This is a genomic window from Lysobacter olei (genome assembly GCF_054777355.1).
On the sequence record NZ_BAAHAT010000004.1, the window covers coordinates 365,258 to 376,421 of the forward strand.

At 68.6% G+C, this 11,164-nt stretch carries 11 protein-coding genes; 6 read left to right on the forward strand and 5 right to left on the reverse strand.

The features are described from left to right. Positions 1–98 precede the first annotated feature (98 nt). The 5 genes from ACYVBS_RS08270 to ACYVBS_RS08290 all read left to right on the forward strand — a co-directional run bounded on the left by ACYVBS_RS08270 (position 99) and on the right by ACYVBS_RS08290 (position 3,814). A complete protein-coding gene (locus ACYVBS_RS08270; RefSeq protein ID WP_460822987.1) occupies positions 99–383 on the forward strand; it encodes a PepSY domain-containing protein in 285 nt (94 codons plus the stop codon). 12 nt (positions 384–395) lie between these two features. Next, complete coding sequence (locus ACYVBS_RS08275; protein ID WP_460822988.1) at positions 396–974, forward strand: cytochrome b/b6 domain-containing protein; 579 nt, start codon at positions 396–398, stop codon at positions 972–974. A gap of 131 nt (positions 975–1,105) precedes the next feature. Beyond that, positions 1,106–1,807, forward strand: a complete 702-nt coding sequence (locus ACYVBS_RS08280; protein WP_460822990.1) for a response regulator transcription factor — start codon at positions 1,106–1,108, stop codon at positions 1,805–1,807. After that, the gene (locus ACYVBS_RS08285; protein ID WP_460822992.1) at positions 1,804–3,150 is read left to right on the forward strand and encodes an ATP-binding protein; all 1,347 of its coding nucleotides are present in this window, start codon (positions 1,804–1,806) and stop codon (positions 3,148–3,150) included. The genes ACYVBS_RS08280 and ACYVBS_RS08285 overlap by 4 nt, the downstream gene beginning before the upstream one ends. Positions 3,151–3,259: 109 nt before the next feature. Further along, on the forward strand, positions 3,260–3,814 hold the full coding sequence (locus ACYVBS_RS08290) for a DnrO protein (protein ID WP_460822993.1): 555 nt from the start codon (positions 3,260–3,262) through the stop codon (positions 3,812–3,814). A 147-nt stretch (positions 3,815–3,961) separates the two neighbouring features. Here ACYVBS_RS08290 and ACYVBS_RS08295 read toward each other — a convergent pair whose 3' ends face one another. The 5 genes from ACYVBS_RS08295 to ACYVBS_RS08315 form a co-directional block, all read right to left on the reverse strand. Continuing rightward, positions 3,962–5,452, reverse strand: coding sequence for a UbiD family decarboxylase (locus ACYVBS_RS08295; RefSeq protein WP_460822994.1), 1,491 nt, complete (start codon positions 5,450–5,452; stop codon positions 3,962–3,964). Then, the gene (locus tag ACYVBS_RS08300) at positions 5,449–6,669 is read right to left on the reverse strand and encodes a PLP-dependent cysteine synthase family protein (protein WP_460822995.1); all 1,221 of its coding nucleotides are present in this window, start codon (positions 6,667–6,669) and stop codon (positions 5,449–5,451) included. Before ACYVBS_RS08300 ends, ACYVBS_RS08295 begins: the two co-directional genes overlap by 4 nt. Before the next feature lie 44 nt (positions 6,670–6,713). After that, entirely contained in the window at positions 6,714–8,663 is a 1,950-nt protein-coding gene (locus ACYVBS_RS08305; RefSeq protein ID WP_460822996.1) for a pyridoxal phosphate-dependent decarboxylase family protein, read from the reverse strand. Next, positions 8,660–9,064, reverse strand: coding sequence for a SirB2 family protein (locus ACYVBS_RS08310; RefSeq protein WP_460822998.1), 405 nt, complete (start codon positions 9,062–9,064; stop codon positions 8,660–8,662). The genes ACYVBS_RS08305 and ACYVBS_RS08310 overlap by 4 nt, the downstream gene beginning before the upstream one ends. 72 nt (positions 9,065–9,136) lie before the next feature. Beyond that, the gene (locus tag ACYVBS_RS08315; RefSeq protein ID WP_460823000.1) at positions 9,137–10,372 is read right to left on the reverse strand and encodes an NnrS family protein; all 1,236 of its coding nucleotides are present in this window, start codon (positions 10,370–10,372) and stop codon (positions 9,137–9,139) included. Between the two features lie 294 nt (positions 10,373–10,666). Here ACYVBS_RS08315 and ACYVBS_RS08320 point away from each other — a divergent pair, with 294 nt between their 5' ends. Next, positions 10,667–11,074, forward strand: a complete 408-nt coding sequence (locus ACYVBS_RS08320; protein WP_460823002.1) for a hypothetical protein — start codon at positions 10,667–10,669, stop codon at positions 11,072–11,074. Positions 11,075–11,164: the final 90 nt, after the last annotated feature.

The window sequence follows — 11,164 nt, forward strand, 5'->3', positions numbered from 1 at the left end:
GCGCCGGTGCGCCGTGCGGCGGCTTGCCTTAAGGGGCCCATAAGCCAGCGGCGGTGGAATGCGTCCGTGGGCAGCCCGCCCGCTTCTGGAGAGATGAAATGAATGCCGCTTTTCGCACGCTCATCCCGCTGACCGCCGTGGTCGCCGCACTGGTCGCCCCCGCCGCCATCGCCGGCCCCAAGTGCACCGACGCCCCGCAGAGCCAGTGGCTGCCGCAGAAGACCATGCAGGAGCGCATCACCAAGGCCGGCTACACCATCGACAAGTTCAAGGTGTCCGGCACCTGCTACGAGATCTACGGCAAGGACAAGGCCGGTCGCAAGGTCGAGATCTACTACGACCCGACCAACGGCCGCGTGGTCAAAGAACGCGACGACGACTGACGGGGGCCTGCCATGAACACCACCCTGCAACACGCGGTCCACGAACCGGCCAGGAACGCCGCGAAGACGGTCAAAGTCTGGGACCCGCTGGTGCGGCTGTTCCACTGGTCGTTGGCCGCGTGCATCTTCGGCGCGTTCCTGGTGGAGGAGGGCGACACCGCCCACCAATGGCTGGGTTACACCGCGCTGGGGCTGATCGCCTTCCGCGTGTTGTGGGGCCTGGTGGGCACGCGGCACGCCCGCTTCAGTGACTGGGTGCGCGGTCCGCGTGCGGTGGCCACGTACCTGCGGGAACGGCTCGCGGGTCGCTCGCAGCGTCGACTCGGGCACAACCCCGCAGCGGCGGTGATGATCCTGCTGCTGATGGCCGGCGTCGCCGCGGTGGGCCTCACCGGTTGGATGCAGACACTGGACGCCTACTGGGGTGCCGAGTGGCTGGAAGAGCTGCACGAGGCACTGGCCTACGGCCTGCTCACCCTGATCGGCGTCCACGTACTGGCCGCCATCGTCGAAAGCCTGCACTACCGCGACAATCTCGTCGCCGCGATGGTGCACGGCCGCAAGCGGGCGCTGGACGATGACGCCCACTGAGGTGCCGCGTGGTGGCCGGCCTACGACCACCCGCGCACAGCCTCCGCCCGCCCATCGTGGCGGGCGGAGGTCCGCGCGGCCAATTGCGCCAGATCAAGGCAGCCTGCCCAGTGCAGGCCTAGCGTGATCCCATGCGCCTGCTGCTCGCCGAAGACGATCCTGACCTGGGCCGCGCCCTGTCCGACGGCCTGCGACACCTCGGCCACGCCGTGGACTGGGTGGAGGATGGCCTGCACGCGCTACACGCCTTCGATGCCACGCCCTACGCGGCGGCCATCCTCGACTGGAACCTGCCGCGGATGAGCGGGGTGGACGTCATCGCGGCCCTTCGCCGCCGTGGCGATGGCACGCCGGTGCTGCTGCTGACCGCACGCGACGCGCTCGGTGACCGCGTCACCGGCCTGGACTGCGGCGCGGACGACTACGTGGTCAAGCCTGTGCACCTGGACGAACTGGCAGCGCGCGTGCGTGCGCTGCTGCGTCGCTCGGGCGGTGATGCAGTGCCGGAGCGCGTGGGTGCGCTGGAGTTGGATCCGGCCGCGCGCAGCGCCCGGTTGGACGGGCACCCGCTGGAGCTGTCGCCGCGCGAATACGCCCTGCTTGAATCACTGGCCGCGCACCCCGGCCGCGCCCACTCGCGGGCGCAGTTGGAAGAGGCGGTGTACGGCTGGGGCGAGGAAGTGGCCAGCAACGCCATCGAAGTCCATGTCCATCACCTGCGCCGCAAGCTGGGTCCCGGCTGGGTGCGCACGTTGCGCGGCGTGGGCTACGCGCTCTTCCCGCCCAATGGCACCGCCGGCCACGACACCGCCGACAAGTCGGAGATGCCATGAAGCGCCCCTCGTTGCAGCGTCGCCTGTTGTGGTTCGTGGGCCTGCCCGTGGTGGCGCTGTGGCTGGGCGCCGGCCTGTGGCTGGCGCAGGGCGCCCGCCACGAAACCACCGAGATGTTCGACCGCGAGCTGGAGCGCACCGCCGCCAGCGTGCTCGCGGTTACCGCCTCGACGCCCGACGTGACACTGGAGCAGCGCGTCCAGCTCGACGCTACCGAACACGACGATGACGAAGGCCCGCGTCCCGAAATCATGGTGCGCGACCGCAAGGGCCGTGTACTGCTGGATGCCTCCACTCTGCCGCCGCTGCGTGCGGATGGCGGCGATGCGCATTTCCACACCCTGCAGCACGCGGGCGAAACCTGGCGCGTGTACCAGCGCTGGGACAACGCGCAACGGCACTGGATCCAGGTGGCCGCGCCGCTGCACGACCGCGACGAGCTGCTGTCGGCGCTGGTGCAGGGCATGCTGATGCCGTTGGTTGCGCTGCTGGTCCTGCTGCCGGTGGCGACGTGGCTGGGCCTGCGGGGCGGGTTGGCGCCGCTGCGTGCCGTATCCCGCGCCATCGACGCGCAACCTGCCCGACCGCCCACGCTGACCCGCGACGACGTACCCGGCGAACTGCTGCAACTCACCCGCGCGCTGGATGGCCTGGTCGGCACGCTGGACGCCGCGCTGGCGCGCGAACGCCGCTTCACCGCCGACGCCGCGCATGAACTGCGCCACCCGCTGTCAGTCCTGCAACTGGAGCTGGACCTGGCGGGCAGCGCTGCCGATGACGCCACGCGTGCGCAACACCTGCAGCGTGCGCGCGATGGCCTGCAGCGCATGGAGCGGCTGGTGACGCAACTGCTGACCCTGGCACGCGTGGAGTCGCTGGACGCCGTGCCCGACGCCGCCGCACTACCGTTGGCCGAGCTGGTGCGCAGCGCCGTGGCCGAGGCCAGCGAGCGCGCCATGCCGCGCGGCGTAGTGTTGTCGCTGGACGCCACGGCCGCGCCGGTGGTGCAGGGCAGCGCCGGCCTGCTCGGCATCGCCATTAGCAACCTGCTGGACAACGCCATCGCCCACGGCCGCTCGCCTGGGCACGTGGATGTTGGCCTGCACATTGGCGAGGACTATGCGGAAGTGGTGGTCGACGACGATGGCCCCGGCATCCCCGATGAGCAGGCCGCGCGCCTGGGCGAGCGTTTCCTGCGCAGTGCCGGCAGCGGCAGTGGATTGGGTCTGTCCATCGTGCAGGCCATCGCGACCCTGCATGGCGGCGACCTGGCCATCAGCCGCTCACCGATGGCCGGCGCGCGGATCGTACTGCGCCTGCCGTTGCAGGCCCCGTCGCGTTGAGCGCTTGGCAGGGCGACCGCGTTGATTTGGGTCATGGCTCGTGCCGAGGGTCCGTGACATCTTGGCAATAGGCATGGGCAGAAAGCCCAACCGAATCTGGAGGTTCACCATGTTGTCTCCTCTCCGCTTCGGCCGCGCGCGTCTCGCCGCGCTCGGAATGGCCATCACGGTCGCATTGGCCGCAGGCCCGGCGTTGGCCGCATCCGCCGTACAGGACGGCCACGCCGGCCATGCGCAGCACCACGCGCCGGCCACGCCACCCGCCGATGCGCACGCCCAGCACGGTCACGACTCGGCAGCCGCTCCGGTGCCGCCCTCCGGCCAGCGCTGGGCCACCGACGCCCCGCTGCAGGACGGCATGGGTCGCATCCGCCAAGCCGTGACCGCGTTGGAGCACTACCAGCATGGGCACCTGGATGCCACGCAAGCCAGCAACGCCACACGGCTGATCGATGCGGCCGTCAACGACATGATCGCCAACTGCAAGCTGGCTCCCGACGCGGATGCCGCGCTTCACGGCCTGCTGGTGAAGTTCATTGCGGGCGCCGAGGCGGTGCGCTCCGGCCAGGACGTGTCCGGCGCGATCACCTCGATGCAGGGTGCACTGGCGCAGTATCCCGCTCAGTTCGACGACCCGACCTGGGACGTCACACCCGAGGACTGAGCGGGCAGGGGCGGGCCGCAGTGGGTGCTGGGGCTCGCCCTGATTCTTGAAATCCTGCAGCAGGGTCGCCTTCCGCCGCGCGCCGCCTCGCTGCAATGGGCGCGCGCGGACTCCCCACGGCCTTGCGCCCGTGAGCCAGGAAACAGCTCAGGCAACCGTAGCGTCGGCCGGCCCACGCACGACAGCGGCCCACAGCGCATCCACTCGCTTCTCCACCGCCGCATCCAGCTGGATCGGCTTGCTCCACGTGCGCGTAGTCTCGCCGGGCCACTTGTTGGTCGCGTCGATGCCCAGCTTGGAACCCAGGTTGGGCACCGGGCTGGAGAAGTCCAGGTAATCGATCGGCGTCTTGTCGATCAGCACGCTGTCGCGCGCCGGGTCCACCCGCGTGGACACGGCCCAGATCACCTGCGACCAGTCGCGTACGTCAATGTCGTCATCGGTGACGATCACGAACTTGGTGTAGGTGAACTGCCGCAGGTACGACCAGATGCCCATCATGATGCGGCGCGCATGCCCGGGGTACTGCTTGCGGATGCTGACCACCGCGATGCGGTACGAACACGCTTCGGGTGGCAGGTAGAAGTCCCCGATCTCAGGGAACACCTTGCGCAGGATCGGCACGAACACATCGTTCAGCGCCATCGCCATCACCGACGGTTCGTCGTGCGGCGCGCGGCCCATGTAGCTGCCCTGGTAGATCGCGTCGCGGCGCAGGTGCATCCGGGTAATGGTCATCACCGGGAAGTGATCCTGCGCGTTGTAGTAGCCGGTGTGGTCGCCGAAGGGGCCTTCAAGCGCGGTGTCGTCCGGCGCGATGTGGCCTTCCAGAAGGATCTCGCAGCCGGCCGGCGCATCCAGTCCGGTGGCGGCGCTGTGCCACACGCGCGTGCGCTCGCCGCGCAGCAGGCCGGCGAACTCGTACTCCGATAGCGTGTCTGGCACGGGCGCCACGGCGGCGAGTGTCGTCGCCGGGTCTGCGCCGATCGCCACCAGCAGCGGGAACGGCTGACCCGGGTGCTCGCGCTTCCAGTCGGCGAAGTCCAGCGCGCCGCCGCGGTGGGGCAGCCAGCGCATGATGATGCGGTTGCGGTCGATTACCTGTTGCCGGTAGATCGCCACGTTTTGGCGCTTCTGTCGCGTGCCGCGCGTGACCACCAGCCCCAGCGTGATCAGCCGCGCCGCGTCCTCCGGCCAGCAGCGCTGGATGGGCAGGCGCGAGAGGTCGACGTCATCGGCCTCCAGCGTCTCGTACTGAAACGCCGCCTCGCGCACACGTTGCGGCGCCACGTGCGCGAGTTGTGCCAGTTCCGGCCAGGTGCCCAGCGCCTCGCGCAGACTTGAGGGCCAGCGCGGCTCCTTGATCGAGGCCAGCAGCTCGCCCAGTTCGCGCAGGCTGGCCAGCGGTCGCCCGGCCAACGCCGCCTCGATGCGGTCGCGGTGACCGAACAGGTTGCCGAGGTACGCATGCCGTGCGCCTACCGGCTGCTCCATCAGCAGCGCCGGGCCGCCGGACTTCAGCGCGCGCAGGCTCAGGGAGGTGGTTTCCAGTTCCGGGTTGACGGGCTCGCTGACGCGGCGCATGCGCCCCGTGCGTTCCAGTGCGCCGAGGAAGCCGCGCAGGTCGTGGAAGCTCATGAAGTCTTGCCGGAGGTGGGCTGCAGTTGGCGGGGTGTTTCCCCACAATCCGGCGCTTCCGTAATAGCACTCCCAGCCCGCACCGTGCCGGTCGCCGAATGCGGCGTGTGTGGGGCGGCCGCAGGCGGCTTCAATGCCCCCGTGGTCAACGTCTCGGCCAAAGCCTCCTGCCACGGCCCGATATCCACGCCGCGCGCGTCACGCCACGCGGGATCAAACAACGTCTGCTGGTAACGCGTGCCCCGGTCGCACAGCAGACTGACGATGCTGCCGCGCTCGCCACGCGCGCGCATGTCGCCGGCCAGTTGCAGGCACGCCACGAAGTTGGTGCCGGACGAACCGCCGTAGCGCACGCCCAGCAACTCCTCCAGTTGCAGCGCCGCCGCGATCGAGGCGGCATCATCCACCTCGATCACTTCGTCCACCACGTCGAACAGGAACCCCGGCTCCACCTTCGGCCGGCCAATGCCTTCGATCAGCGTCGGCTGGCTGGCGACCGCATTGCGGTCGCGCGTGCGCCAGCCGTGCACGTAGCTGCTGCCGGTGGGCTCGGCCACGCACAGGCGCGTGTCCAGCCGGCGGTAGCGCAGGTAGCGGCCAATCGTGGCCGACGTGCCGCCCGTGCCGACGCCACAGACGATCCACGTCGGCTCCGGCTGCGGCTCGCGCCGCAGCTGGCCGAGGATCGACTCAGCGATGTTGTTGTTGCCGCGCCAGTCGGTGGCACGCTCGGCCAGCCCGAACTGGTCCAGGTGGCACGCGCCATTGGCCGCATGTTCGGCCGCGCGCGCATGCACCTGCGCCGGGTCGTCCACCAGGTCGCATTGTCCGCCCAGCGCCTGCACGTCGAGGATCTTCTGCGGGGCCGTGCAAGCCGGCATCACCGCGATGAAGGGCAGGCCCAGCAGCCGCGCAAACCACGCCTCGGAAATCGCGGTGCTGCCCGAGGAGGCATCCACCACCGTCTGCCCCGGGCGCAGCCGCCCGTTGCACAGCGCGTACAGGTACAGCGAACGCCCCAATCGGTGCTTCAGGCTGCCCGTCGGGTGGCTGGCCTCGTCCTTGAAGTAGAACGCGATGTCAGGAAAGCCCGGAAAGTCCAGCCGAAGCAGGTGGGTGTCCGCCGAGCGCGTGGCCTCCTGCTCCAGCAGCGCCAGCGCATTGCGCACCCACGCGCGGTCATCAATCTTGCTTGGGACAGCGGCGGAAGAGTCCATGGCGGGATGATTCCTGTGCGATGGCAGCGCGGCGTAGGTGGCCATCAAGCCCCCGCCAGCAGCGCCCGCAGGCGCCCCGCCAAGTGGTCGAAGTACATATCGATGTAGCTGATGTCGTTCTCGCGGTCGATCAGGTACGGGTTCATCAGCGTGTGGCGCAGGATCATCAGCTTGTCGTCGCTGTTCCCGCCCAGTGTCGCCACGTCCAGCCCCAGCGCGTCGAGGATGCGGTGCGTCTCTTCCTCGCCCAGCGCCTCGGGCCGCAGCGTGGTCACCGAGCCGAAGAACTGCTTGTTCTGCAGCGGCTGGCGCGGGTCGCAGCGCAACTCGTCGTGCACGCGTCGCACGAACGCATTGGCCACCGCCACGTCGCGGTTGCCGGCCGGGTTCAGCGCGAAGCACACCAGGTTGCTGTCCGGCGGGAACGGCACCACCGCCTGCACCACGCCCGCCATCTCCTCGGCGAAGCGCAGCGCGCGCGCATGGAATGCCTCGGCCGAGCGGATGGTCTGCGCCGGCAGCAGGCCGAAGTGCGCGTGGTCCAGCGGCAGCACCTTGTGCGTCACGTATACCCCGGCCACCGCAGCACCCGACTTGGATCCTTCGGGGATGAACTGGCCGAGGCTGCGGTAACGGCCGAGGTAATCCTTGGGCGCATCGCCGTGGAAGACGTAATCGGCTTCCTCCGACAGCAGCGCCACCGCGCGGTGGTCGCGGCAGATGAAGGCGCCCGCACCGTAGGGCAGGTAGCCGAGCTTGTGCGGGTCCACCGTGACCGAGTCGGTGTCGCCCAGCGCGGCCACCGCCGCATACACATCGGGCGAGGGGAACGCGGTGAAGCCCGACGCCACCTCGTCGCGCGTGCGCAGGCTGCCGTCCTCGTTGCGGAACAGCGTGGCCAGGTAACCGCCCCACGCCGCATCCACGTGCACGCCAAAGCCAAGCCCACGCGCGGCAAAGCGCTCGCGCGTCGCCACCACACCGTCGATCGGGTCCACGGTGCCGTACTCGGTGGTGCCCATCACGGCCACCGCCAGCAGCACCGGCTGGCGCTCGCGCAGGCAGCGCTCCAGCGTCTCCTCCAATGCATCCGTGTCCACGCGCATGCCGCGCTCGGGGAGCAGCTCCAGCTGCGCACGCCCCAGGCCCAGCAGCTTGCAGCCCTTGCTCCACGAGTAATGCGCGGTGATCGGCGCCAGCACCTTGGGCACCTGCAGCGTGGGGTGGGTGGCGAAGAAGTCCGCCAGTCCGCGCTGCTCGACGCGCTCCTCGCGCACGCGCGCCTGCCACCGCTTGCGGTCGGCCGGCGACGCCTGCGCCAGCCACTGCTGCCACTGCTCCACCAGCAAGGTGGACTCACGCGGCGCCAGGTTGAACGCGCCCCACGCATCGTCCGGCAATGCTATGTCCGGCACGCCCGCCGCCTGCAGCGCCACAGGGAACGCCTTCAGTGCCAACGCCAGTCGCAGCGCCTGGTAGTTGGCCACCGTGCCGCCCGAGGTCAGGTGGCCGAAGGCGCAATCCGGCCGCGCCGGGTCATGTACGTAGCCCAGCATGCGCGCCAGCTGCAGCCCGACCTGCACCTCCAGGTCCACCGTCACCGGCGCCGCGTCCTCGGACACGTTGTTGGGGTTGTAGGGCAGCGTCAGGATCTGCGCCGCCAGCCCCGGCAGCAGCAGGTCGCTGGCCATGTGGCCGATGTAGCGCGGACTGTGGAACGGCACCGATTTCTTCAGTGCCGCCGACAGCTGGTGCAGCTCGCGGCGCATGCGCGCCTCGAACGCCAGGTACTCCGGGTGCTGCGCCGCCGCCGTGGAGATGGCCGGCGGGTCTTCCGGGTGGAAGTTGCGGCGCCAGTACACGTGGTCGCGCAGGAACTCCACCACCAGCTTCTCCAGCAGGGTGTCGTTCTCGCCGTAGGGGCCCAGGAAACAGGCGTCGATGGTGTGGCGGCCGTCGCTGGCCGCATCCGGGGCTTTCAGTTGCGCACTCATGCCATCACCTGCTGCAGCCAGCCCAGCGGATGGTGCGCGCGGGCGATGGTGTACATCGTGCCGTAGGTGGCCAGCGCGCCCAGGTAGAAAATGACGCGGCCGCCCAGGGAGCGGGCACGCGTCAAAGCGAAGACACCGAGCACGATGTAGACCACCAGCAGCACCACCTTCACCGTCAGCCAGCCGTTGGCGAACATACCGGTGCCGTGCAGGATCGTCAGCAACATCAGCGCCGCGGTCAGCAGCGCGGTGTCGATGGCGTAGCTGGTCCACTTCACCGGCAGTGACAGCGGCCAGCGCATGCCGGCCAGCACGAACGCACCGCGCAGCGCGAACACCGCGCCGCTCAGCATCACCAGCCCCACGTGGGCGGCCTTGATCTGGGGGTAGAACTCGATCATGGAGGTGTCAGTCCTTTCGGATACCCGAGCCGGCGCGTCCCGCCGGCGAGCCTTGCTCTCTGCCGGCCGTGCTCAGCCGGCCTTGCCATCCGCACGCGGCGCCAGATAGATGCGGCCGATGCGCGCCACCCACGGCACGAAGGCCAGCAGCCAGCCCACCGCTGCCGCGGCTTGCCACGCCGGCCCATCGGGCATGACCTCGGCGAACACGCGCACCACCGCCACCGCCTGGATGGCCCAGAACGCGTACCAAGCCACGCCCGGCATCACCATCGGCCGGCCGGAATGGCCCTGCGTGACGCGGGTAACCATGGCGATCAGCACGCTGCCAAAGAACCCGATGAACAACGCATGCGCCGGCGCCCGGCCCAGCATGTACACGCCCGTGAGCAGGTAGCCCAGGCTCTGCGTGGCGTACAGCGCGATCGCCACCGGCAGCCACGCCAGGCCAATGAACAGCACCGACAGGATCCGCGGTGCCTCGCCGCGCGGCCACCAGCGCCACAGCGCCAGCAGGAACAGCCCCAGCAGCGGCACGTCCGCCACCCACAGCCAGCCGTAGGCGTGCACCAGCTCCAGCGCCAGATGCAGCATCAGCAGCGGCCACAGCGCCGCCAGCAGCCACATCGGCCGCCACGCCACGTAGCCCTTGACCACGTTGCCGGCAAAGAACGGGAACATGCGGTGCGCCACCGTCACGTACACCGGCAGCAGCAGCCCGAACGTGCCCAGCTTGATGCTGACGAAGGCCCACAGCGGCGGCGCGCCCAGCATGAAGCCCAGCCATGCCAGCATGCCGATGAAGCCCAGCACCAGCCCCGCGAACGCCGAACGCGCATGCCACGTGGTGCCGCGCTCACGCCACAGCAGCGGGCCCAGCGTGGTCAGGCCGGCGGCCCAGCCGCCCAGCGTCAGCCACAGGCCCACGGTGATGCCAACCTCCCAGCCCATCACGCCCAGCAGCGTGGCCAACTGGCCGCCGAACAGCCCCAGCCCCACCGGCTTGAAGCGCCAGCGCTCGAACTCCGGCTGGCCCATCCACTTGGGGAAGGTGGTCAGCAGGAACCCGAAGATAAAGCTGGGCAGCATCTGGTACTGCATGACGAAGGCGTGCATCCAGCCCGCGTAGGGCTGCGGCTGGTGCATGGGCAGCAGCGCCGGCCAGCGCGTGCCGACCAGCCACAGCGCCCACCACAGCATGGCCAGCAACAGGTTGCTGGACCCGATGAAGAACATCAGCCGATGGGGTGCCCAGGCCAGCGCCTTGGGCGACAGCGAGGAAAGGGCAGGGGCGGGGTGGGTGTCCATGGGCGCCAGTTTGGGCGCGGGGGAGGGGGGGTGCCTTGATGCAGGTCAGGTTGGGTTGGGTGGCGGGTGTGTTACCCGGCGATTTTGAGGTGATATCGGGATATCGCCCCGACTGGCATTGATAGCACTGCGGGACATCCTGGGTCCGATGGGGGTCTTCGAGGAGCAACGCATTGATTGGGAGAGCAATTTTCCTGTTGACCCTCGGGAAGGCTGAGCCAATCATCCGGTGATGTCACCCCGAAACGGGGTCTAACCGATGTTAGGGCTCATTGCCAATATTGAAGGGGATCCATGGAAGAAAAGCCTAATTACATCGAGGATGCAGTTTCTATCGCGATTGGCAGTCAGCTCGCATTGTTGAGTTTCCCGTTCTTCAAGTATTCCGTTGTACCAATCTCAAGGGCGCGCGAACGATGGTTAGGAGCGGACGCAAAGCTATTAGGCGGAAAGCGCTTTCTACCGTTTTATATGCAGTTCAAACGTCCGTTTGCTCATACGGTGCCAAGCCGCGCAAAGATCATTAAGGACCGCAACAAGCTGTCCCCTAAGCTTTCGACCGCTCCTCGAACGCTGTACTTCTCGCTCCAAGATAAGTTGAAGCACCACAAAGACTTTCAGCACAACGTGCTTTTTCGGTTGCGGCAGAAATTGCTGGCACGAGGGAGAGGCGACGCGGCTTATGTCTGCCCACTGTTCTGACCTGCCCCCGCTGTTAGGGCCACGAGCTACTTCGTAGAGTCCAAGGTTGCGAGCTTATCGCTCGATGGGTGGGTTGCAAGGGTGCCGCTC